The organism is Pseudomonas kitaguniensis, assembly GCF_009296165.1.
Classification (GTDB): domain Bacteria; phylum Pseudomonadota; class Gammaproteobacteria; order Pseudomonadales; family Pseudomonadaceae; genus Aquipseudomonas; species Aquipseudomonas kitaguniensis.
Genome location: NZ_VUAZ01000013.1, coordinates 1 through 25,331 on the forward strand (window position 1 = coordinate 1; position 25,331 = coordinate 25,331).

The 25,331-nt window shown below is 60.1% G+C and carries 12 protein-coding genes and 1 pseudogene; 5 read left to right on the forward strand and 8 right to left on the reverse strand.

Annotated features, from left to right (window positions below; genetic code table 11):
- Positions 1 to 83: 83 nt before the first annotated feature.
- The 4 genes from F0169_RS02715 to F0169_RS02730 all read right to left on the reverse strand — a co-directional run bounded on the left by F0169_RS02715 (position 84) and on the right by F0169_RS02730 (position 2,943).
- Positions 84 to 593 carry a GNAT family N-acetyltransferase gene (locus tag F0169_RS02715; RefSeq protein ID WP_152745381.1) on the reverse strand — a complete coding sequence of 170 codons (510 nt, stop codon included), beginning with the start codon at positions 591 to 593 and terminating at the stop codon, positions 84 to 86.
- Positions 594 to 612: 19 nt separating this feature from the next.
- Positions 613 to 1,026, reverse strand: coding sequence for an NUDIX hydrolase (locus tag F0169_RS02720; RefSeq protein ID WP_122252337.1), 414 nt, complete (start codon positions 1,024 to 1,026; stop codon positions 613 to 615).
- Positions 1,027 to 1,182: 156 nt separating this feature from the next.
- The gene (gene nosR, locus F0169_RS02725; protein WP_122252339.1) at positions 1,183 to 2,505 is read right to left on the reverse strand and encodes a response regulator c-di-GMP phosphodiesterase, NosR family; all 1,323 of its coding nucleotides are present in this window, start codon (positions 2,503 to 2,505) and stop codon (positions 1,183 to 1,185) included.
- A 165-nt stretch (positions 2,506 to 2,670) separates the two neighbouring features.
- Positions 2,671 to 2,943 carry a type B 50S ribosomal protein L31 gene (locus F0169_RS02730; protein WP_152745383.1) on the reverse strand — a complete coding sequence of 91 codons (273 nt, stop codon included), beginning with the start codon at positions 2,941 to 2,943 and terminating at the stop codon, positions 2,671 to 2,673.
- Between the two features lie 303 nt (positions 2,944 to 3,246).
- Between F0169_RS02730 and F0169_RS02735 the strand changes: the two genes are divergently transcribed.
- Complete coding sequence (locus tag F0169_RS02735; protein WP_152745385.1) at positions 3,247 to 4,866, forward strand: FMN-binding glutamate synthase family protein; 1,620 nt, start codon at positions 3,247 to 3,249, stop codon at positions 4,864 to 4,866.
- Positions 4,867 to 4,905: 39 nt separating this feature from the next.
- On the opposite strand, the gene F0169_RS02740 is transcribed toward F0169_RS02735, so the two are convergent.
- From F0169_RS02740 to F0169_RS02750, 3 genes and pseudogenes are all read right to left on the reverse strand, one after another.
- Entirely contained in the window at positions 4,906 to 6,441 is a 1,536-nt protein-coding gene (locus tag F0169_RS02740; protein WP_152745387.1) for a glycosyltransferase family 39 protein, read from the reverse strand.
- Positions 6,442 to 6,455: 14 nt separating this feature from the next.
- On the reverse strand, positions 6,456 to 7,412 hold the full coding sequence (locus tag F0169_RS02745) for a glycosyltransferase family 2 protein (RefSeq protein WP_152745389.1): 957 nt from the start codon (positions 7,410 to 7,412) through the stop codon (positions 6,456 to 6,458).
- Positions 7,409 to 7,782, reverse strand: a pseudogene (locus F0169_RS02750) (GtrA family protein). Before F0169_RS02750 ends, F0169_RS02745 begins: the two are co-directional and overlap by 4 nt.
- Before the next feature lie 222 nt (positions 7,783 to 8,004).
- Between F0169_RS02750 and F0169_RS02755 the strand changes: the two are divergent.
- From F0169_RS02755 to F0169_RS02770, 4 genes are all read left to right on the forward strand, one after another.
- The gene (locus F0169_RS02755; protein ID WP_152745391.1) at positions 8,005 to 9,129 is read left to right on the forward strand and encodes an OpgC family protein; all 1,125 of its coding nucleotides are present in this window, start codon (positions 8,005 to 8,007) and stop codon (positions 9,127 to 9,129) included.
- 132 nt (positions 9,130 to 9,261) lie between these two features.
- Positions 9,262 to 14,340 (forward strand): dermonecrotic toxin domain-containing protein, encoded by a 5,079-nt coding sequence (locus F0169_RS02760; RefSeq protein WP_152745393.1) that lies wholly within the window; start codon positions 9,262 to 9,264, stop codon positions 14,338 to 14,340.
- A 103-nt stretch (positions 14,341 to 14,443) separates the two neighbouring features.
- On the forward strand, positions 14,444 to 19,324 hold the full coding sequence (locus F0169_RS02765) for a hypothetical protein (protein ID WP_152745395.1): 4,881 nt from the start codon (positions 14,444 to 14,446) through the stop codon (positions 19,322 to 19,324).
- Between the two features lie 228 nt (positions 19,325 to 19,552).
- On the forward strand, positions 19,553 to 24,625 hold the full coding sequence (locus F0169_RS02770) for a dermonecrotic toxin domain-containing protein (RefSeq protein WP_152745397.1): 5,073 nt from the start codon (positions 19,553 to 19,555) through the stop codon (positions 24,623 to 24,625).
- 59 nt (positions 24,626 to 24,684) lie between these two features.
- Here F0169_RS02770 and F0169_RS27655 read toward each other — a convergent pair whose 3' ends face one another.
- Positions 24,685 to 25,326 (reverse strand): hypothetical protein, encoded by a 642-nt coding sequence (locus F0169_RS27655; protein WP_241679035.1) that lies wholly within the window; start codon positions 25,324 to 25,326, stop codon positions 24,685 to 24,687.
- Positions 25,327 to 25,331 lie beyond the last annotated feature (5 nt).

A 25,331-nucleotide genomic window follows, 5' to 3' on the forward strand; every position in this document is an offset into this window, starting at 1 on the left:
AAAGCAAAAAAAGCAGATCTACTGTGTATGCAAAACCCGCCCTTGATCTGCTTCAACCACTCTTGATCCAGCCACTCAAACGCTCAGTCACACCCCCTGAGTTCGCGCCACATATGAACCTTGTCGAAATACTCAACCCCCACCCGCACCGCCAACGGCTCCAGGCCGTACTGGATAAACCCGCAGCGCTGATACAAGGCAAAAGCTGCGGCATTGCCCGCGGTGACCGTCAACTGAATCACTTTGAGCCGCGGTTGCTTGCGCGCTTGCGCGACGGCCGCTTCGACCAACTGTCGACCTAAACCGCGCTGCTGATAAACCTGGTTCACGTACATGCCGAACAAGGTCACCTTGTGCCGCGCCTTCTCGCGCGACTCATAGGCCAGGCCGACAATGCCGGCCAATACGTGCCCTTCGAAGGCGCCGAGCAACTGATCAAGCGGGCTGTGCAGGCGCTTTTCCCACCAGCTCAACGGCATGGCCGCACGCTCTGCCACGCTGGAAGTAAACGCTTGCGGGTAGGCGCCGTACGCCTCAAGCATCAAGGCGCGATACGCCTCGGCATCCTGCGGGCCAAGCGCGCGGATTATCATAGGTTGCAGCCCTTGCGAATCAAGCGGAGGGGGTCAGCGATGCGCGATAAAACGGCAGGATCAGGTCGCGTGTCAAGGGTGCCAATTGCAAGCCGCCATCGCCTGCCGGGTCGATCCAGCGCACTTCTTCGATTTCCGCTGCGGGGGTTACGGGCACGTCGATGTGCACCTGGAACAGCTCGGCGTGCACGGTGAAACCCGGCTCGTTGGCGGCCGGGGCCGAGAAGTGGCCCAGGTACAGCGCGTCATCAGGGTTAATGCGCAGGTTCAGCTCTTCGTGCAGCTCGCGGGCCAGCGCCTCGGCGGGTTGTTCACCGGCGTCGATCTTGCCGCCCGGTTGCATGAACGCCTGAGTACCGCGCTTGCGCACGAGCAGGGTTTGGCCGTCGCTGCCAATCAGCAGGGCGGCGGCGATGCGGATAGTAGAGGTCATGAAACGATCACCTGAAGCTCAAAACCGCAAGGATCACACGGCGATGGGCGTACAGCAATCCAGCGGTGGGTCAGCCGCTATGTTCATCGACTCACACACCGCCATCGCGAGCAAGCCCGGCTCCCACAGTGAGCGCGGTGTGCCAGGTGTATTGACTTAGCAGTCCTTGATGAACACGCTGTAGCGCGCGCCTTCCATGCTTTCAAAAGCAATCAATTTATCCACCAGGGGCAGGTTCAACACTTTGCCGGCATTGAGCAGCAACATGCCGTTGTCGGCATTCAAGTTGCGCGCCAGCACCATGCCCTCCTCCAGCTCGCGGGTGCCGAGGACCTTGACGTTGGGGTCGCCCAGGGTCACGTCATTAACGTAGGTGGCGCAGACCTGCACAAAGTCTTCGACCATCTGTGGGTCGTAGAGGCGCCCGGCGTATTTGCGGATGTATAACAGCGCTTCATCGCTGTTCATTTGGCGTTCCAGAATCAGGCCTTTTTGCAGCTCGATAAAATCCACCGCCAGTTTCAACAGCCGCGAACCCGCCGGGATCGCCTCGCCCTTGAGATGGTCGGGAAAACCGCTGCCGTCCCAGCGTTCCTGGTGATGGCGGATCAAACGCGCAGCGTCTTTCATCGGCTCCAGCGTCATCAACAACGATTCGCTTTGCGTGGCATAGGCGCGATAACGCTCACGGTCGCCGCTGTGCAGCATGTCCGAGGGCGAAACCATCATGCTGTCGCTCCAACTCAGCTTGCCGATGTTGTAAAGCGCGGCAGCCATGGTCAGGTCGCGGTTGCTGGCCGAATCCACGCCATGCGCCACGCACCAGGTACGCACCAGTTCGATGATCTGCCGGTTGGTCTGCTTGGCGCGCGGCAGGCGCAGGTTGGCCAACAGCGAGAACACCTCGGTGCCGGTGGCGTAACTGTGTTTGAGTTCTTCATAAGCCAGGTCGAGCATGTCGGCGGTTTGCTGCAACTCACTGGTGCGCGACGCCACACGTTTTTCGAGGGTGGCGTTGAGTTGCCTGAGTTCCTCGTTGTGCTGCTGGATCAGTTGCTCCAGCCGCCTGCGTTCGCGCTCGGAGTGCTGATGAGCGAGGGATTGGCGCAACGCCAGGAGCAATTCTTCGTCGTTCCAGGGTTTGCTGAGGTAGCGGTAGATTTCGCCTTCATTGATGGCTTTGACGATCAGGGTCAGGTCGGTCTCGCCGGTCAGCAGGATGCGCACCGTGTGCGGGAAGTGTTGATGGATATGCGCCAGCAACGAAGCGCCGTCCATGTCCGGCAGGCGCGCGGCACTCATCACCAGGTCAATGGGTTGCCGGGCGAGAATCGCCAGGGCATCAGCGGCGCAGGTGGCGCTGTGCAGTTCAAACGGCTCATGGTGCAGCAGTTGCGTGAGGCTGTGCAGCACCTGCGGGTGGGCATCGATCAACAGCACCACGGCGCGCTCATCGGTGAAAGTGACTGACTCGCCCATAAGCGCCTCGCATCGTCGGTGTGCGTTCCCTACGGTGTGGGTTTGCCTTCCTGGCGATTACTCAACAGTTTAGTTGGTTTTGCCTAAGGTAATGCCCCGCACTGTCAGTGCATAAAAAAGCCGCCCCAACCTCTGGCGCGGCCTCCAAGGTGACACATAAATCGCTCACGCCTCGGTTTTTTTCGGGCTGGAGCCAAACGCAGCGAAACGTTTGTTGAACCCGGCAATCCGGCCCTCAACCTGGGTCTTGCGCTGCTGCCCGGTGTAGATCGGGTGCGAGGCGCTGGACACGTCCAGCGGGATGTAGGGGTAAGTGTTGCCGTCAGTGTGTTGATGCGTGCGATCGCTGTCGGCGGTCGAGCCGATCAAAAAGTACACGTCGGCGGCGGTGTCGTGGAACAGCACGGTGCGGTAGTCGGGATGGATACCAGGTTTCATGAGGCCTCCGGGGCGTCTGGGTGGATTTTTAGTGTTATACAGTAACGCAAAATCATGCACCCAAACGAGAACTGATTGCAACAGCCATGCGCGCGAGTTGGGCGGCGTGATGCGCAAAGGTTGCCCCGGCAAGGACATCGCTCGTAAGCTGGAAATCGCTGCTGAAACCGTGAAGCCCATAAGAAAAAACCTGCACAGCGCGCCAGGGATCAACTCCCGGCCGGCGCTGTTGTTGACCTCTGATCAGGCGCACACGCGCTGATCGGGCCGCGTACCTGATGAGTCCGAACCAAGGAAATCTGCATGAGCCTGTCGTTGCTAAGCCGTTACGCCTTCTTTGCCGTGTGCGTCATTTTCACCCTCGCCAGCCTGCCGTTTATCCAGCATGAATGGCTGTGGCCTTTCACCGTGGTCACCGGCATCCTCAGCCTGATTGGCCTGTTCGACTTGCTGCAAAGCCCGCATGCGGTGCGCCGCAATTACCCGATTTTGGGCAATATCCGCTACTTGGTAGAGGCCATCCGCCCGGAAATCCGCCAGTATTTGCTGGAGTCAGACAGCGACGCCCTGCCCTTCTCGCGCGCGCAGCGTTCGCTGGTCTACTCGCGCGCCAAAAACGAAACCGCCGACAAGCCCTTCGGCACCTTGATCGATGTGTACCAATCGGGTTTCGAATTTATCAGCCACTCCATGCGCCCCGCACCGCTCAGCGACCCCGATGCGTTTCGTGTGATCGTCGGCGGCCCACAGTGCACGCAACCGTATTCGGCGTCGGTGTTCAACATCTCGGCGATGAGCTTCGGCTCGCTGAGTGCCAACGCGATTCGCGCGCTCAACCAGGGCGCCAGGCTCGGCAATTTTGCGCATGACACCGGCGAAGGCAGCATCAGCCCGTACCACCGTGAAAACGGCGGCGACCTGACGTGGGAGTTGGGCAGCGGTTACTTCGGCTGCCGCACCAGCGATGGCCGATTCGACCCGGAACGCTTCGCTGTGCAGGCGCAAGACCCGCAAGTGCGGATGATCGAAATCAAGATGAGCCAAGGTGCCAAGCCCGGCCATGGCGGCATCCTGCCCAAGCACAAAGTCACCCAGGAAATCGCCGAAACGCGCGGCATTTTGATGGGCGAAGACTGCATCTCGCCGTCACGCCACAGCGCGTTTTCCACGCCCATCGAAATGATGCAGTTCATCGCCCAGTTGCGTGAACTGTCCGGCGGCAAACCGGTGGGTTTCAAGTTCTGCCTGGGCCACCCGTGGGAATTTATGGGCATCGCCAAAGCCATGCTCGAAACCGGCATCCTGCCGGACTTTATCGTGGTGGACGGCAAGGAAGGCGGCACCGGCGCCGCGCCCGTGGAGTTCACCGACCATATGGGCGTGCCGCTGCGTGAAGGCTTGCTGTTTGTGCACAACACCCTGGTGGGCCTGAACCTGCGCGACAAGATCAAGCTCGGCGCCAGCGGCAAAATTGTCAGCGCGTTCGACATTGCCAGCGTGTTGGCCATCGGCGCCGACTGGGCCAACTCGGCGCGCGGTTTTATGTTTGCGATTGGCTGCATCCAGTCGCAAAGCTGCCACACCAACAAATGCCCCACTGGCGTCGCCACACAAGACCCGTTGCGCCAGCGCGCGCTGGTAGTGCCGGACAAAGCCCAGCGCGTGTTCAACTTCCACCGCAACACGCTCAAGGCGCTGGCCGAGATGCTCGCCGCCGCGGGCCTGGACCATCCGTCGCAGTTGTCGGCCAAGCACTTGGTGCGGCGCATGTCGGCAACCGAGATCAAGCTGTTTTCGCAGTTGCACGTGTTCCTCAAACCTGGCGAATTGCTCACCGGCGAGGTCAACGGCGAGTTCTATTCGCGCATGTGGCAAATGGCACGCGCGGACAGTTTTGAGCCGCTTGAAATCGCTACTGCCTGAGGACGCCTGCCGTGCTGAAGCACTTTATCAATCCCGACATTATTGCGCGGGTCGTTGGTAAAGACGTACCTCAACCTCTCCAGCCGGCAGGTAGTCAACTTCTGGCCAAGCGCCAGGGTAAGCAGGGTATTCGGCCACACTTGAGCTTCCCGTCAGCCACCAGATCCGCTGCGTGGCGGGCGGCAAGTAAGCCGGATCGGAAACGGTGTGCTCATCCCAGGTTTCATACATCAATGTAGACGGACCATACCCGTTGGGTCTATGGGAGCCGCCGTAACCTAATGAGGGCAGGTACAAATACATGCCGTTGTCGCTGCCATTATAATAAACCGAGCTAAAATAAAAGAAATCATGCCCCACCACTACCACATCGGTGTCTTTGCGATGAGCATTAATATAATCAACTGCCTCCTTCAGTCGAACAACCTGATGGCTTTTACCGTAGCCCATCTCACCTTGCTGGCTATAAATCATTGCCAGCCCAACACCCTCCATCCCCAGCACTGCAACCAACAATAATGCCGCTTTTACAATGCTCTTGCGGCTTAGACTGGCCACCCCTATGGCAAACAGCAACGGAAAGCCGATTGCCGAAAACGCCACGTACCGTTCAATATAAGCAGGCATAAACAAGGACAGGCAAAATAGCGACAACATCGGAACAAACAGGTACAGCGCCAACCCTGTGCAACCCCTGACGTGTGTTCTGTCTTTAACCACAACCCGGCCAACGACTAACAGCATCAACAGCGGCACTAACGCATAAAGCGCCGCCGATGTCTTGGACGGCGAACATAAAGTAAAAAACAACCAAAACGTGTCAGGAATAGTATAAATCGACCCCCTGCCGAGCCACGCCACGCCTCCCACTGCCTTGAGCTTGTCGTAATTTTTCAGCAAATCAAACAAGCTGAATAGCCAGGGCACATAAGCAATCACGATCAGTACGTTACACACCCACCAGGTCATTGCAGTGATGTAGCGTTGCCTGATGCAAGGGTGAACGCGAAGTACAATCAAGTACAGCCAGTGGGCCAAGGCTGCCAACACAGCATAGTAGTGCGTGTACAACGCCGCGACCATAAAAGCGGCATACAATAAACAATATCGGTAACGGTCCGGCTGCTTCAGCCAGCTGATCAGCGCCCACAGTGCCCCCGTTAAAAACATGCCTTCCAGCGCATACATTCGAGCCTCTTGACTCAACCTGATCCACGCAGGAAACAACGCCACGAAAAGCCCGCTGATCATCACAGCTCGACCGTTCATGACACGACGAGCCAGCATCACGCTCAAGACAACTGCCACACTCCCCGCCACAGCACTCAAACTTCTGATAGAGACAGGAGACGTCCCGAACAGTCCCATCCAGTAATGCAGCAGTAAATAGTAGAGGGGTGGGTGGACATCTTTTCCGGTATGAAACCAAATAGCCTCGGGCGATAACAAACTTATCCAGACACTAAAAGCTTCATCATACGAAACATAAGCCCCACTGATGTCGTAAAATCGAACGCCCACCGCTAATACAATGAGGGACAACCACGCGGCAGCCCGTCCCGCGTCGCTGCCCATTTGCCGATTCGCCGTCAAGTGATTGTCTCCCAAACCTTGGTTTCAACGTTGCCTTTGATAACGTCCTTCACTACATACCTCGGCCGATGTTTCGTCTCCATGTAGATACGCCCCACATACTCGCCCAGTATCCCCAACCCAATCAGTTGCACGCCGCCCAGAAACAATATCGCCGTCATCAATGACGGGTACCCCGGCACCGCGTTGCCGAACAGCAACTTGTCCAGCATCAGGTACGCGGCATACACCAACGCGAACAGCGAAATGCACCCGCCGATGTAACTCCACAAGCGCAGCGGCAAGGTGCTGAACGAGGTGATCCCGTCCAGCGCCAGGTTCCATAGTTTCCAGGCGTTGAACTTGCTCTGGCCGGCGGTGCGCGGGGCACGGTCGTATTCGACAATCGCCACGGTGAAGCCGGCCCAGGACAACACACCTTTCATGAATAACTGCTGTTCGGGCAAGGCCTTGATCACGTCCACCACCTTGCGGTCCATCAGCCGGAAGTCGCCGACATTTTCCTCAATGTGCGTGTAGGCGATGCGGTTGAGCAGGTGATAAAACATCGAGGCACTGTGGCGCTTGAGGTAGCTGTCGCTGGCGCGATCGCGGCGCTTGGCGAGCACCACGTCTGCGCCTTTTTGCCATTCAGCCAGCAATTGCGGGATGACATCGACCGGGTCTTGCAGGTCGACGTCCATGGGAATAACCGCATCGCCTTGGGCATACTCCAGCCCGGCAAACAGCGCCGCTTCCTTGCCGAAGTTGCGCGAGAAGTTGATCACCATCACGTCGCTGTCAGCCAAGGCGATGTCGCGGGCGAACTCGGCGGTGCAATCAGTGCTGCCATCGTTGATAAATACGATGTCGACGGTGTGTGCCCGCAGCGCAGGCGCATGCCGAATGGCGTGATAAAACAGGCCGAGCGTCTTCTCCTCGTTAAACAGAGGCACCACCAGTGAGATCTTCATTGCGCGCGCTCCCGAAAAACCACCCACTTGGATAAAAAAAAGCCGCACACCAGCTGATCAGCGAAAACACCACGACCGTGACAATCCCTGGCACCCGCCAGTGGTCCGCCAGCACCCCCACGCCCAGGCTCAAGCCGCCCATGCACAGCATGAACACCAGATAGCGCGGCAACGAGGCCGGCGTGGCAAAGGTATAGAGCGCATTCACATAGAAGGAAAAAGACGCCGCCGTGCAGAAGGCGACGAGATTGCTCGTGGCTTGGCTGAGGTCAAAAGCGCCGCGCAAGACGAAAAACAACTGCCAATGGATCAGCGTATTGGCAACACCAATGACCGTATAACTGGAAAATCCCTTCCACGCGCTGTTCATTGCTTCATCCTGTTGAGGCCAGGCTAAGCAAGCCACGGCGCCTGAGCGGCGTCTACTGTCAGAATTAACAGGGTCACCGCTGGGCGGTTGAGACATTCAGCAATACCCGGCTTTTGCAATTGCTTACAAATACCGCCAACCTGCCACCCTCAGACGTGTTGCCTGCGACACGCCTGCCTTGCGTCTGTTATTACTAAACTATTTGTTCAAGAGCCCGCCGCCATGCTGAACGGACGCGACCCGCGCATCGATTTTTTTCGGGGCCTGGCGTTGATCTTTATTTTCTGGGATCACGTTCCCTACAATCCGCTGGGTCAAATAACCTTGCGCAACATCGGTTTCAGCGATGCGGCTGAAATCTTTGTGTTTCTTGCCGGCTACGCCTCGGTGCTGGCCTACAGCAAGGTCTTGCAGCGTGAAGGGTATTGGATGGCCTGCTTGAAGATTTTGCGACGCACGTGGGTGTTGTACGTGGTGCATATCTTCCTGCTGGCGATGTTGATGGGCATTGTGTTTTTCGCCAACAGCCATGTGGAAACCCGCGACCTGGTTGAAGAGATGGGCCTGACGCACTTCATCACCAACCCGCAGCAAGCCCTGGTGGATGAATTGCTGCTGCGCTTCAAGCCGAACCTGATGGACCCGTTGCCGCTGTATATCGTGCTGTTGGCGGGTTTGCCGTTAGTGCTGCCGTGGCTGTTGCGCAACACCCGGGCGGTGGTCGCGGTGTCGATGGCGGTCTACCTGCTGGCACCTTTGCTGGGCTGGAACCTGGCCGCGATTGCCGACGGTGTGTGGTACTTCAACCCGATCACCTGGCAGTTCCTGTTTATACTCGGCGGCGCGGCAGCAATTCACGCGCAAAAACCCCGCGTACAGGCTGAACGGCCACTGCTGCGCCAGCCGTTGTTGGTGATGGCGGCGGTTTACGTACTGGCCGCCGGCGTGATCACGATCGCCTGGCGTTGGCCACACGTACACGATGCGTTTATGCCGTACGCGCTCAGCGAATGGCTCTACCCGATCAGCAAGACGGATCTGTCGCCTGTGCGCCTGCTGCATTTTCTGGCCCTGGCTTACGTCACCGCCAAACTGTTGCCGGGGCGTGCCTGGACCCAACACTGGCTGGCGCAGCACACCTGCCGAATGGGGCGTTATTCGCTGGAGGTGTTCTGCTTCGGCGTGCTGCTGGCGCCGTTGGCGGACATGGTCAACGCCCTGGCCAACGATGCCTTCGCGGTGCAAATTATTACCGCCTTGATCGGCGCCGCATTGATGGCCGCGCTGGCGGCTTGGCTGGAGTTCAACAAACGCCTGAGCCAGTCGCCCAAAGTGGCTACCGCCTGAATAACCACAAGCCCCGACCTCGGGGCTTTTTGTTGAGCGCCTGAACGTCAGCCACAACCGATACACAGTTACTGCCAGGCAAGCCCCCCTGCGGGCCTAGTCTGAGTGCCCATTTGCACAGAAAAACACACCATGACCGCCATTCCCGCGCCCGCCCTCGACGATAAAGGCCAGCACTACGCACTCATCCGGGACGCTTTGCCCGACTGGCTGAAAACCTTGTCTACGGCACGCATCAGCGCGTTGAAGGCCAGCCGAAAAAATATTCCGGGCTGGTATAAAAGCGCCTCGCCCGAGCAACACCAACGGCTGAAAACCGCAGTGGCCGAACACTGGAAAACCCAACGCCTGGTCGACCAGAAACTGGCCGCAGTGACTGACCTCAAAGCGTTCGCGGAGCCCTTGTTAAAAGCCGCACTGAAACAGCAATACAACCTTGAGGTGGATGTACACAACACCTGTTTGCGCCTGTATGCCCCGGCCAAGGCGCCATGGTGGGTGATAAACCTCAACGCTGGCGTGCACAGCCGTACGGTGTCGTTGCTCGACGCCGCGTTGCACAATTTTGCCCACACCGAGGCGTTCAGCGCCGATTCGCAATTCATCACCCTGCCCGATGCGTTCGGCCATTTCGACGTCTTACCGCTGCACAGCACCGTGACGATCCAACAGTTCATCGCCCTGGTTCGCAGCCTGGACATCGGCGAACAATACCGCCAAGACCTTGAGCTTTACCTGGGGCTTACCGAACCTGTGGTGCACGGCGCACTGCGCGCGCGAGTTACCGGCAACCATCAAGCGGCCCTCAACGTCGCAGCGCAAATGGCGCTGATGAAAGGCGACATCCTGCCTGCAGACCACCGCCTGATCACTGCGCTGATCAGCGAACGCCAGGCACTCACCCTTGACGGCAAGGCCGTGCATTGCCATGCGCTAAGCCTGCTGGACGCCACATTGACCGGGGTTGTGCTGATCGGCGCCGACCTGGAACACAGCCGCCAGGCCGTGCCCGTTATCGTCTACCTGCCCGACGACCCGCAGCACCCGCTCAAGCGCTACGCCTCAACCGTCGCCTTCATGCTGGAGCTGACGCAAAAATTGCGTCAGCCCGACTACCAACAGTTCTTCAGCCGATTTATCGAGCAGCAATACCGGGGGCATTTTTTCGCTCAGTTAGGCTCGCGCCTGAGCCAAGTCAAATGGCATCAACACGTGCCTGGCGACCCACAACCGAGCTGGCGCGAAACAGCGCTCGACAACCCCAACCTGCAATTTGGCGTGAAGCGTGTGGCAACGCCGTTGTGGGAATACCTGTACCAGCAAAAAATCGACAAGACCCTCAACGATGCCCGCGAGCTGGCCATCTCCACCGCCTACGCCGACCGCATGGCGCGCTGGGCCTGGTGGGACAATCTGCAGAAGATCCTCTCGGGCATACTCGACGCAGCATTACTGGTGGTGACCCCGTTCGTGCCTTTTTTGGGCGAATTGATGCTGGCCTATACCGCCTACCAAGTGGCCGACGAGGTGTTCGAAGGCCTGTTCGATTGGGCCGAAGGTTTGGGCATAGAGGCGATTGAACACGTGGTTGCAGTGACAGAAAACGTGCTGCAACTGCTTGCGTTCGGCGCAGCCGGGCAACTCGCCCAGCTCAAGCTGTCGCCCTTCGTCGAGGGCTTGAAACCTGTGACCCGAAGCGACGGCAAACGGCGTTTATGGCAGGCGGACTTGAGCCCCTATGCACAAAAAAACCTGACCTTGGGCGCCGAGTCGCAACCCGACACCCACGGGTTTCATCTGCACGCCGGTAAAAAAATCCTGCGCGTGCAGCACACGCACTACGAAGTCAGCCAGGACGCCGAGACTGGCCGGCACCGAATCGTCCATCCACTCCGCGCCGAGGCCTATCGCCCCGAAGTGCTGCTTAACAGCCACGGCGCCGTTGTACTGGAGGGCGAGGAACCCAGAGCCTGGGACGAGTCACAGTTGTTCCAGCGCCTGAGCCCTGCGACGGCTGCCTGGCCAGACGCGCAGTTGCAACAGTTGCGCGCTATCAGTGGCACCGAACCCGGCGCGCTGCGGCGTATGTACAGCGAAAACCAGGCACCGCCACCGCTGCTGGCCGACACCCTCGATCGTTTCGAACTGAGGCAGCACATCGACACCCTCAGCGAGCCCTTCGCCGACACCGATGAAGCGGTGTATTGGTGTGCCGACATGGTCACGCGGATGCACGGCTGGCCCAGCGACAAAGCCATCGCCGTGTTTGAGGCGGCCGACCTCAGTGGCGAGTCGATCCGACATGGCGCGCTACAGGCGCCGTCGGATAAAACCTTGGCCATCTGCCGTGACGACTTACTGGCAGGCCGGCTGGCGCAGCGGGTGGTGGGTTTTCTGGACGAGACCGAACTCGCCGCCCTGCTCGGCGAACCCTTGCCCGCCACCGCCTGCGCGCGTGCGCAAGCACTGCGCGAACACCTGAGCGTTTATGTAGCCTCGCGCAAGGACGAAATCTTCGAGCACCTGTACAGCTTCAAACGCCAGTCAAACAGCGCCCACGGGTTGCTGCTGCAACAGCAATTTCCCGCCCTGCCCGACCGCCTGGCCCAAGCAATACTGGCCCAGGCCCGCCCCGCTGAAGTACACCTTATGAGCGAAGAACAGCGCCTGCCATTGCGCCTCAAGCACCAGGCCAGGGAGTTGCAATTTGAAGCGCTCGCCACCCACGCCTATGAAGGTTTTTACCAGGGCGACGCGCCTACACCCGACACCGAACGGCTGCTGCTCAATGCCCTGAGAATTCACAGTGACGCCTTCGGCAACCTGCGCCTGAGCATCCGCGAGCAACTGCCCAGCGGGCAATTACGTTGCCGCGTGGGGCCGGACGACGCGACCACCGATACGCTGCTGATACGCACCGCGCCAGGACGCTACGCGCTCCACGGGGCAGCGGTCGATACCACTTGGGATTTGTATGAAGGCGTACTGCAAGCCGTGCCCCGTGACACCTTGGGCTTCGCGCCGGGCGACGGCGAAGCGTTGCGCCAGTGGCTGCAGCAAACCCTGCAACCGCCCGCCCAACGCCGTACCGCGCTGGCCGAGGGGCCGACCCTCGCAGTTGCCTCCCAAGATACCCAGCAACTGCTGCAAAAACCGCTGTTCAGCGCGCTGCGTCAAAGGCTGGGTTTAGACACCATTGAGGACCGGCTCAAGGCCCTGTACCCGACGCTGACCGAGGAAGACGTGACAGCCTATGCCCAGGCCCTGAACTCGACCGATGGGCAACGCCAGTTGCGCGAGCTCGAAACCCGCAAAAAAAGCCTGCTTGACGGTCTGAAAAACTGGCAGCAACTTCACGCCGCCGGTAGCCAGCAACGTCGGCCGGCACTCTCGGAACAGCTGTTCAGGCAGCGGGTGGCCAAGGTGATACAGGAAGGCTGGGAGCAATCGGCCAAGGGTTACGAAACGAACTTCGGAGCCCGGCAGTTGGGCAGCGAGCTGGACCTGCGCGGAGAAACCATCTACGGCTTTTTACAGAACTTCCCCACACTCGACACCCGCTTGCACCACGTTACCAGCCTGAACCTGGCGGGCACCGATTTCACCGTTGCCGACGGCGCGTTCCTGCATAACTTTCCCAACCTGCGCAGCCTGGACATCACCGGCAAACGCCTGACTGCGCTGCCGCAAGCCATCACCGGCATGCCTCGTCTGACGCAACTGGGGCTGGCGCAAAACCCGATCCGCTGGACCCCACAGAGCGTTGAGCAGTTCAAACACTTGCAGCATCTGCGGGTGCTGATCCTCTCGCACAACGAACATTTGGTGGTACCGCCAGACATCAGCCGCATGCCTGAACTGCACATACTGATGCTCAATAACACCCAGCTCAACCAGTGGCCCACGGGTCTGTTCGAACTGCCCCGTTCGCCAAACTTCAACTTGAACCTGCTGAACACCGCCATTACCCAAGTGCCCATCGTCGAGCCAGGTTCCGCGTCGGCGGAGCTGGTGGCACGCACGCGCCTGGACCGCAACAAACTTGAGCACGCTGCCGAGGACCGGCTGGTCAGCTACCGCCGCGCCGCTGGCCTGGACCCTTATCGCACCTACCCCCCGCGAGGCGAACTGGACAGTCAATACTGGCTCGGCCACCTGCCGGCCGAGCCACGCCAGGCGTGGCAGGAAGTCTGGGACAACCTGGAGCGGGAACACGGCTCCCAGGGCTTTTTCGAGGTCATCAGAAGCCAGCAACAACCGGAGTCCCTGGTCGTGCAGGACACGGCCGACCTGTTGCGCTATCAGCAGAACCTGACGCAATTGCGCATTAACGTGCTGCGACTGCTGAGGGCCGCCGACTGTGACGAGCCCACCCGCACCGCACTTTTCAACCTCGCCGCCACGCCCACCCACTGCGCCGATGCGGGCGCCCATTTGTTCAACGCCATGGGCATCGAAACCATGAAGCTGGAGGCATTGCGCGAGCCCACTCCGCAAGCCCGGGTTAACGCGCTGGTGCGGCTGGCCAAACAAAAGGCCCGGCTGGACAAGCTCAACCACATTGTCAATCGGGATATTCAGGCGCGCCTCAACACGCCCACGCGCAATGAGGATGGCAGTGAAGGCCCCGCACTGCGGCTGACCACCGACATCGTCAACGGTGTATCGGGCACCCTGGATGAGGTCGAGGTGTACAGCGCCTACCAGACGGGCCTGAAGGCGCGCCTGGATCTGCCCTGGCTGGCGGACCACATGCTGTACCGCGAGACCGGCAATGTTCAAGCCAGGCAACTGGTGATTGCCTACAACAAAGTGATCGAGGATGAGCAGGGCGACGGGCTGGTGGAGCAAATGCTTGAGCAGTATTTTTGGAGCGACTATTTGCGCGACACGCACCCCGACGAGTACCAAAAAATCAGCTGCCAACATTCACAGGCGAGTGAAAATATCGACGGCTTGCGCCTGGCTCAAAGCGCCTGGGCCGCCGATGAGCAATTGCCTGAGGAACACAAGAACCTGACCACCAGCGCCCAACTCAGGAAAAACCTGACAGACCTGGCAGACACGTTAAACGTGGCCCATGAGCAAGTCTTGACCGACGAGCCCATGAGTGAGGAGCTGTACCTGAGCCTGTTTCTCAAGAGCTTCTACGATGAAAAAGAACTGGGCCGGCACCTGACCCGTTTGGCCATGATCAGCGCGGGGCTTTAACCGGCCGTGACGGGCTTGCGAGGTGTGGTGGTTATGTATTCCTGCCCTGCTCACGAGGGTCTTTAGTGTGGGGTTCACCCCCTCACGACAGGAAACCTAGCTGATGCGTTCACCCCTCACGCCCTCCTCCCAAGACCTGCTGCGACAGTTATCCACCTGCACCGCCAGCATCACGCACCTGCTGGATGCCCAGCCGGTATTTGCCACCGTCATCGCCGCCGAACTGCGTCAGGCATTGGCAACGCTGGTGCCCGAAACCCCACCCAACCCCGATGCGGTTTACCTCAACGAGTATGTCTACGACACACCCACAACACAGGCCGGCGACAGCGCCGTGCGGTCTGCGCACCTCACCCGCACACGCAACCTGACCCAAGTGCTGCAAGAGGCCATCGCCACCCACACAACCGCGACCCAACGTGCCAAAGAGCCGCAAACCGGCAGTGTCAGCCAAGCCGTGGGGTTCTATCCCAATGCTTACAGCACAGGCCGCGACGGCGATAACGCGGCGCTGCACGTCGAGGCCTTCAACACGCTGATCGACGCGCTGAAAAACGACAGCCTGGCGCTGTACCAGCGCAAGCTTGAGGTGTTCTGGTCGTCCCCGCACTTGAGCACCGGCGCGCTCAGCGTCCACGCCGCCATGAACCAAAAACAACGCCAGTTATTTTGCCTTGAGGCGGACCTGCAACTGGCCGAAACCCGGCGACACCTCAGCGACGCGCAACAGGCCCTGGAAAAACAGCCTGCCAATACCCAAGCGCAAACAGCCGTGGCCACGGCCAAGGCGCGGTTACAGGTATTGATCGAAGGCCGGCAGTTGATCGAAAACCAGATGCTGCATGAAACCTCGGGCAACCCCATGCCAGTACTGGCGGCCGGTATTAGCCTGTACGCAAGAGACCAGCCTGAGTGGTCCGTGGCGCTCAGCGGTTGCTTTGTACTTGCCGAACAACTGCATACGCTCCGGCCGGTGGTGCTCTACACGCCGCAATTGGGCATTGAGATGTTCGAGCATTTCTACGCCATGGCGAACACCTTGAGCCGACGTTTGGTGGCCGGTGCCGACAAAGCCCTGCTGCTCGCCAACATCCCCACCGGCGAGAGGGCGCGCGCCGATAGCGCGTTAAGCAGTGGGCAAAACCTGCGCTATACCCCGATCACCGGGCAGTTGTTCACGACCTGCCTGCAAACCCAGCGTGACCAACAAGAAATCGATATTGACCAAGCGCTCGACACGCCCACAGCCACCTTCGAGGCCTTGGCGGCCAAACTGGCGACCGCCCTGGCGCTGCCGTTGAAAGGCTGCCCCAGCTTGATGGCCCGCTTGCCCAAACCGACAGAGCCGATGCCCGGTTCAGCCGTCGCCCATACGCCGCCGGACAGCGAACAGCAGACCCAACTGATACAGCTCTGGAACTCACTCAACCAGCAGATCGACTATGTGCTGAACCATGACAAGCATCCCACGCTGGACAGTGCTCTGACGCCGCTGCTCAAGGAGACCTTCGCGCAGTTGCCCGCCACGACCGGGTTGGCCAGCTTATATGTGAACCGCTACCGCACTGACAGCACCGGCCAGCGCCATTTTGAATCCTCGCGTACGTTGCGCGAAGCACTTGGCAGCTTATTGCTATGGGAAAACTCCGCGCTGGAAACCGATGAGGATGAGGACCAGGCAGCGCAAACAGACAGCGTCGACACCGTCGCCGAAAGCATCTTCAGCAGCCCCACGGCCTTCAGCGAAACAGCGCAAATAGCCCAGGGCAGCCTGCTGCCGGGGTTGGCTGAAGCCCTGCAAGCCGGGCTGGCGGCGCAGGTCACACGTTACTGGCAAACACCCATAGCGCCCGAGTTGGTCTGCCCACAGATCAAGCTGGCGCAGATCTATCGTCAAGCCCTGGATGTGCAGGCGCGCCTGCGCCACGCCGACAACACCCTGAGCCCACACGCAAAGCTGTTGATTGATCGCGCACTGAAATACCCGACCCAGGCCCGCCGTGAGGCCGGTTTCAACCACGGCGCCCGCCCCGGGGTCTATCAGTTGACGGTAAACACCGGCGGCGCAGAGGGTGCGCGCCTGGCCGGCAGCTTCGTCCTGACCCCCAGTGACGGCTCCAGCGGCGTACACCCGCACTGGTCACACGGGCACAAAAACCTCAGTACCCAAGGGTTGGGCGGGAACATCACCGAAGGCCCGGTGGTGGTGTTTACCCCGGACCAGGGCTTTGAAGAGTTTGCGACCCTGCACACCCTGCACGACACGCTACAAGCGCGCATCAATGCTGGCGAGGAGGCAGGCCGGTTGTTCGTCAGCGGCTTGCCGTTGTCGGTGCAGCCTACAAAAACCGGGCTGTGGGGAAGCGACCTGCACGACACCTTTGCGCCGATAGAGGCCGACTTTGTCGCCGACAGCATTCAGGCATTGCTGGACAAGCAACAGTCTGACATCCAGGCCCTGCTGGGCCTGACCGAAGGTGAAGCGGGTACCCAAAGCAATGGCCGCGCGGAGCTGGTCGAGCTGTTGGATATGGCCGGGGCCTTCATGGCGCGCAACCTGCTGTTGCTGGAGCACTGGCGGCCGGACTGGGAAAAGCGCTTGCACCCCACGGACCAAAAGGCCCTGCAGGACCAGGCCCAGAGCACACGCCAGAAACAGGATGACTTGGGCGAGCAATGGAAAGTGCTTATCCCCACGCTGGCCGAATATGCCAAAGAGCAAGTGCTGCTGAAGATACGCGCCTTCCTGGCCGAAAAAGGCCCGCACGACAAGGCCAGGGCAGCCTACCCCGCGCAGGGCGTTGACCCGGACCAGACTATGGTTATCCGCACCACGCGAACACGTATCGGCACTGGTGCGGGTTTTGGATCCCTGCATGAACGTGTTGTGTCCAGCCAAATGAGCCTGACCAACCTGCTCTTGAAAAACAACAAGCCTTGGGACCGGAGCCTGTCCTGGACTGAAGACGACCTGTTGGAAGCAACCCTGATGACCGCACAAGGTGAGTGGGTGCCCGATGCCCAAGGCCACGCCATCAGCGTGGGCAAAGAACACCTGGAGCAATGGGTCAAGGCGCTGAATGTTGGCCACCAATACACACAGAACGTACTCAAAAAACACCTCGACCCGGATGCCACCACGGCTGATGCTCAAGCCCTGCAAAAAGCCTGGACGACGAGCCAGGCGTCGGCCCTGAGTTACGCGGCCCTGTCGGCCCGGTTGAGCCCTGATGCCTACACCACGGTATTGGCCAGCGACAACACGCAAAAGACAGCCGCCGCCTGGGTGGCGGCAGTGCTCGCTTGCGCAGACCCCAATGCACGCCAGCCGGTTGACGGGCAGGCGGTGATCGCCAATGCCCTGATGTTCAACCCGGCCGGTGACGCACCCGAGGGGCGCGGCGGGCAAACCGTCAACGGGGTGCTGGTGCTGGCCACCGCCGCCGATGCCATGCGGGTGCTGTATACCCCGCACGCGCCCGATGGCCTGGAACTCAGGGAGATCGCCAGCCTCGATGCACTCGCCAAACTGATGCGCAGCCGGGCCTGGCAGGCTTACCTGCAGGCACGCTTACCGGCCAACACGCGCTTGCTTAATCATCGCCTGGCCGCGTACCCAGGCGATGTGCTGGCCGGGCTGTACCGGCAGAATTACCTGTACCTGCTGGACAAAACAGACACTGAAAGCGTGACCAACGAAGAACTGAGCTACCAGGCCACGTTCAACAAAGTGATGTTCGGCGTTGAAGTGGTCACCACCGTACTGGGCGGGTTCCCCTGGAGCGGGCAGCTTACCTCTTCGGCCTTTGGCTGGGCCGCCAGGATGGCGCGCACCACGCGCGGCCTGGGGCAAAAGATTGCCGGGTTAATCATGCGTCGCGGGGTGGCGGGGCGGGTGCTGTTCGAGGTCGCAACGGCCACCACCACCGTTGCCGGGGCTGCGCGGACCGCCGGCATTGGCCTGCAGCCGCTGCAGATGCTGCTCAGGCCCGCAACGCGTACGCCGCTGCCGGGCCTGACCGGTTACCAAAGCGCCTTCCAACTGCAAAGCCCCCGCCTGGTGATGATCGGCGGCATCCCTTCCGGTTCATCGCTGGCCGAAGGCACAGGCATCTATCGGACGCCCGGTTCGGCAAAAACCTTGCTGGTACGCAGTACCAGCGAAACAGGCAAAGAGCAGGTGTTTCGAATTCAGGATTCGTTCAACCTCTACGATCGCAATGGGCTGGTCGCCCCCGTACTCACCCCTTCCGGGGGGTGGACGCAGTTCAGGCTGCGAAAGATGCCAAACCAGCTCTGGTCATTGGACACGTTGCAGCGTTTGCCCGGCGGCGCGCCAAAAGCCGAGGGCAATTCCATCAAAGCGCTTAGAGAATGGGAGGCACACGTGAGCGCCAATGCCCAGTCACCCAACCCGCTCCCCACGCTCGACCCCAGCGGTTTTTTTAGTGAGCGCAATATCCCGCTCAAAACGTGGAACAAATTTGTAAGGCTAAACGGCCAAGTGAACGCACTGGGCCAGGCGCGACTTGATCCGCAGGGGCATGCACCGTTCAGCGACAATCTTTTCGTAACATGGTTAGGCATGAATGATCAAACCCGGGACGCGGCGCAGGCGTTTCAACAAACCCATCGTATTAATCCATTGATTTGGGCAGTCTATATTTCCAAGAGCGGCGAGCTGAATAAACAAGGCCTGGCCAGGGTAATAAGACTAAACCGATCGCCCTTCGGTTTAAGAACGCCGATCACCGATCAGCATTTTAAAGACTGGTATCAGTTATCGCTTCGACCGGCCTACCAGAACAGAGACGCGGTTATGAAGTTTGCACTGTATAACGGTATCCACACCGACTCCTGGTTGAAATACGTGACGTCCAAAGGCGCCTTCAAGATGAATATTCCAACGGTTGCGAAGCGCGTTAACCGACTGGGGCTTATACAAAACGTACCCCTGGCGGGGCCATCCTTGCCTCCCGCCTGACCGCGCCTTGTGGCAAGCCCGCTGGCCACAGGGTTTTGCTCACACGTTCGGTCTCGACATGCACGGTGCCGAGGCCGTTATAAAAAGGTGTTAATCATGTATAAGTTCATCTCGATTAGTGGTTCGATCGGTTAATAAACACGGACCACCCAGCGCTGAATTTCAAACTTATTACCGGCGTGCCAACGGCTTAAACTACTGGCTCATTCAGTATAAAAGGCACTGCTCATGTCAGCGGTTCAACTTGTCAGCCCCACGGCGGCTGACGACAAAAACTTACACTTCGAGGTTATTTCACAGGCACTGCCCGCCTGGATAACCCAAGCCTCCCCGCAACGCATGAACGCCTTGAAAGCGGCAAAAAAAACCATCCCGGCCGGGTATCGAACACACTCGCCGCATCATCAAGCATTAAAAACCGCGATTGCCCAACAGTGGCAAACCCACAATGCCGTGGATAAACAACTTAACCACTTGCAAGGCATCGATACCTTTGCCGAAGTGTTATTGAAACAGGCGTTAAAAGCGCAATACGGTATCGAAGAAGATGTACGCGAAACCTTCCTGAAACTCTTTACCCCCACCGGTGAACTCGTCAAAGGCGTCAAGATCAGGACCGTTTCGTTATTGCACGCAGCGCTGCATAACTTTGCCGCCGCAGAAAACTTCACCATCGACTCCGCGTTCATCACCCGCCCCGACGCCCAGGGCAGGTTCGACGTCAAGCACATCAAACACCGAATCACCGTGGGGCAATTCAAAACGCTGGTACGCAAACTGGACATCGGCGCGCGCTACCAACAGCACCTCGAAGAGCAACTGGGGCTCAAGCAACCGGTGGTCCAAGGCGTGTTGCGGGCCAGGGTCATTCTTGGCCAGCAAGCCGCCTTCAGGGCCGCGATCCACAGTGCGGTGCTGATGGGGCATATCGACGCGGCCACCCATGGCATGCTGCCAGGCTTGATCGACAGCCTGCCGGGGCTCACGCTTAATCGCTTGCCGGTGCGTTGCCACGACCTGGTGATGATGGACACCGTACTGACCGGCATCGTATTGATTGCTCCCGACCTTGAGCGCAGCCGCCAGTCAGCGCCCATCGTGGTGTACATACCCGATGACCCGGAACACCCGCTCAAGCAATACGCCGACACCGAAGCCTTTGTGCAAGAACTGACCCGCCAACTGCGCGAGTCCGAGTATCAACAGTTCTTCTGTCGCTTCGTACCGCATGCCAGCCGTGGGTCGTTCCTGGCCAAGCTCAACGAGCGCCTGAGCAAAGTCACCTGGCATGCACGGCAACCGTTGGACCCACTGCCGAGCTGGCGCGCTACCCCGCTTGCAAAACCCGCCTTGCAGCTTGGCCCGCGCGCAATTTCGGCAGGCCTGTGGAACCATCTGTATCAGCAAAAGCTCAACCTGCTACTCAACGACAGCCGCGAGATCGCGGTGGCCACCGCCTATGCCGACCGCATGGAGCGCTGGGCCTGGTGGGACAACCTTGAACATATTCTCGACGAGATTTTCCAGGTCGCGTTGCTGGTCGCCACGCCGTTCGTGCCGGTGCTGGGCCCACTGATGCTCGCCTACAGCGCCTGGCAACTTGCCGATGAAGTCTTCGAGGGCCTGCTGGACTGGGCGCAGGGCCACAGCATCGAGGCCATCGAACATGCGGTAGGCGTTGCGCAAAGCATCGTGCAACTGGGCCTCTTCGGGATAGGTGCCCAACTGGGCGAATTGGCCAAACTGAAGGTGTCGGACTTCGTTGACGGTTTGATCGCCGTGCGCTTGCCCAGCGGGCAACAACGCCTGTGGAACCCCGACCTGAGCCCTTACCGGCAAACGGCACGGGTGCCGACAGCGGGCTCGAAAGCCGATACGGACGGCTTCCACAGCCGCGATGGCAAAAAAACCATGCGCCTGGAGGACCATCACTACGAAATCAGCAAAGACCCGGACTCCGGCCAACATCGCGTCGTGCATCCACAGCGACCCGAGGCCTATCAACCCCAAGTGTTCAGCAACGGCGAAGGCACGTTGGTGCATGAGGGCGAAGAACCCTTGAGGTGGGACGCCACCCGCCTGATGCAGCGCCTCACCCCGGCCACGGCCGACCTTGCGCCCGCGCAACTGCAGCAGATTCGCGATACCAGCGGTACCGGCACCCGTGAGCTGCAACGCATCTATGTCGAAAACACCGAGCTGCCGCCGCTGCTCGCCGATACCCTCGAACGCTTTGAATTGCGCCGTGAAGTCACGCGCCTCGTTGCACGCGTGCGCAGCGGTGAACCGACCGGCGAAGCCGACAACTGGACCACGCAATTTGTCACCGAGCTAGCGGGTTGGCCGGCGAGCAAAGCCATTGAAGTGTTTGCAGCCGACGACCTGAGCGGCGACCCCATGCGCTACGGAGCCAAGGACGCCGACGCCCTGCACACCCTGCAAACCAGCCTCGCGGATGTGCAGGCCGGGCGGCTGCCGGAGAAACTCGTGGCGTTTTTGAGCGCACCAGAACTTGAGGACATGCTGGCAACTGCCCCACCGAGCGAGGCCACTGAACGGGTGCAGGCCGTGCGCGATCAACTGGCCGACTCCCTCGACACGCAACAAGGCACGCTCTTCGACCATCTGTATCTCATCGCGCAGGCCACCGGCGACGCCCACGCCCAGTTGTTGCGTGAGCATTTTCCCGAACTGCCCGACGCACTGGCGCGCACCCTGCTCAGCCGCGCCCGCCCGAATGAACGCCAGATCATGACCGATGAACGCCGCGTGCCGTTGCGCCTCACGCACCTGGCCCGCGAGCTGGCGTTTGAAACCCGCGCCGCCCATGCGTACGAAGGCCTGTACCCGGACGTGCCGCCCAGCGCCGACACCGAACACCTGCTGCTCAACGCGCTGCGCCTGCATACCGATACCTTCGGCGACCTGCGTATCAGCGTTTACAACGCCAGCACCCGCGGCTCACTGCGCTGCCGCGTCGGGCCGAGCGACGCGTCGACATCCAAAGTGCTGCTGCTGATGCCCAACGGTCGCTATGCATTACCCGATGCACCGCTGCAAACCTTCGACCTGTATGAAGCCGCGCTGCGCGTACTGCCCGAAGCCCAACTGACGGCCCTCGGTTACCAGCCAGGCGAAGGCCAGGCACTCGCCCAATGGCTCAAGGCCAAGCTGTTGCCGCCCGCCGAACGCAGAACCGCGTTGGCGCAGCCGCCGGTGCTGCCGGTGGTACAGCGCGAAACCCAGCTGTTATTGCAACGGCCGCGCTTCAAGGCACTGCGCCAGTTGTTCAGCCGTGGCCGCTCGGTCACTGCGCGGATCAAGCGGCTCTATCCACGCATGACCGACGAACAAGCGCAGAGTTATGCCGTGCTGATGAGTACGCCTGACGGGCTGATTACCCTGGAGACCTTCGAGGCCGAGAAGAGAAAACTCTTGCACGACCTGGATGAGTGGATGCTCACACCCACGGCCTCCAACAACCAGGCAGAGGCAACCGCAGAACGCCTGTTCCGGGTCGATATAAGCGCCAAGCTGCGCGAATGCTGGGAACAACAGTCGCAGCATTACAGGTCCGACTATGGCGACCCGATTGTGGGTCGCAAACTTGACTTCAGCGGGCAAGCCATACACGGCTATTTCAAGCATTTCCCCAGGCTCAAGGCGGATTTCGGGCACGTCACCAGCCTCAATATGACCGACGCCGGCATGCTCGATACCGACGCGGTCTTTTTGCACAACTTCCCCAACCTGTTCAGCCTGGACCTCACCGGCAACCGCTTGACTCAGCTGCCGGCGGCACTCAGCGAGATGCCTAAGCTCGGCCTGCTGGGGCTGGCCGAAAACCCGATACGCTGGACCGAACAAAGCCTGGCGCAGGTCAAGCACTTCAATCATTTGCGCGTGCTGATCATGTCCAGTAACCCACATCTGCTGGTACCACCGGACGTCAGCCGCATGCCGGAGCTGCAAGTGCTGGTGCTCAACAACACCGGCATTCGCGACTGGCCGGCGGGGCTGTTCGAGTTCCCGCGCGCCTACGCGTTCACCCTGGACATACGCAACACACAGGTGGCTCAATTGCCGCCGGTGGAGCCCGGTTCCTGGGAAGCGCAGGTCGTGGTCCGAGCGCGGCTGGACCGGCGCAAGCTCGACTTTGACAGCGAAAACCTGATGGTGAACCTGCGCAAAGCCAGCGGCCTGGACCCCTACCGCACCTACCCGCCTCGGGGCGAAACAGACAGCCTGTTCTGGCTTGAGGGCCGAACGCCCGAGCAGCAGGAACTCTATCAGCAGAGGTGGGATGAGCTGGAAGCCGAACACGGCTCCCAAGGCTTTTTCGAAGTCATCCAAAGCCTCAAGCTGGAAGAGGTGGGCGCTCAGACACCTGAGGATGCCAGCCTGTACCGACTCAACCGCACCGAGATGAGCCTCAATGTGCTGCGCATGCTTGAGGCCATGCACGGCGACGACGGGCTGCGCGAACGCTTGTTCAGCATGGCCTCCACGCCGTTCAGTTGTGCCGATGCCGGGGCCCAGATATTCAACGCCATGGGTGTCGAAGTGCTGGTGTTCGAAGCGTACCGCGACGCTACCCCACAAAACCTGGGGCCGGCGCTGGCCCGCCTGGCGAAACAGAAGTCGCGCCTGCACCAGCTCAACCGTATCGCCCAGGATGATGTGCGTAACCGTCTGGCGCCTATAAACAGCGGCGGCCAGGGCTTGCGCCTGTACACCGAAATAGTCGATGGGCTGCCAGGCACGGTCGATGAAGTCGAGGTGTACGCGGCTTATCAAACTGCCCTGAAGGCACGCCTCGACCTGCCGTGGCTGGCCGACCACATGGCCTACAGAATCACCGCGCGTGTCAGCGTCGAACAGATCAACCAAGCCTGCGACACCGTGCTGGCGCTGGAGCAAGGCGACGGTCTGGTTAACCAGATGCTGGAACAGAACTTCTGGCGCGACTACCTGATTGAAACCCACCCGATAGCGTACCGTGACAACCAATGTGTGCATTCGGACGCCACCAGCGGTGTCGACGACTTGCGTTACGCGCAAAAAGACTGGGCGCTGGAGCAGAAAAAACCGGCCGATCAGCGAGACCCAAACGTCACCGAACAGCTGCACCAACAGTTGACCGGGCTCGCCGATAAACTCGGCGTGCCGCACAGCGTGGTGCTGACGGGCGAGGAAATGAGCGACGCGACTTACCTGCGCCTGTTCGGCGACAGCCTGGATGATGAAAACGAACTGAGCCGCCGCTTGACCCGCGCCACCTTGAACCTGCCAGGGCAGTAAGCCCGCTCGCCACAGGGTCGGGCTCATGAGTGGAGGTTTGGGTCGCGGGCCTTGGCGGGTTAAATGTCCGAATCCCAGACCACCGTCACATTGCCTCGATAAGTCGCTTCGACATCCGGCGTGAGCATTTTTTCGACCTCGTCACGCGTCACCTCAAAATGCAAGGTGCCAGGGCTGCGGTTCACGTAATAACCGGGTTCGAACAAGGTTGTTCCCGAGCCGTCCAGGCGCAATGGCCGACGTTTGACGGCCTGGCCACTGCTATCGGTCAGGCCTGCGGGCAGGCTGACGGCGACCTCCAGCGGCACGCGCTTGCCGGTAGCGCTGTCGACCAGGTCGCAGCCTGTGCCGTTGCTGTACTCACAGCTCATCTGCATGCCGAAGGGCGATGAGGTGGACATATTGAACGTTTGGTCACGGAACAACCGGGTGGGTTTGCGCCCCTGGTTCAGCCAGGCTTGCCAGCCGCCCTGGGGCACCAGTTCAATGGTGTTGCCACCAGGGGGAATTTCCACCTTGAGTTCATGTTGCACATCCAGGGTGAACTCCAGCGTGATCAAGCCATCACTGGTGGGGACCAGCACATCGCCGAAGTCAAAATCAGAGCCGGCCCCGCCTACGGTGTAGGTAATACTGCCCACGTATTGCCCGGACAACATGGTCAAGGGGTTGGGTGCGACCATCTCGTAGGCGTACTCCATGCTCC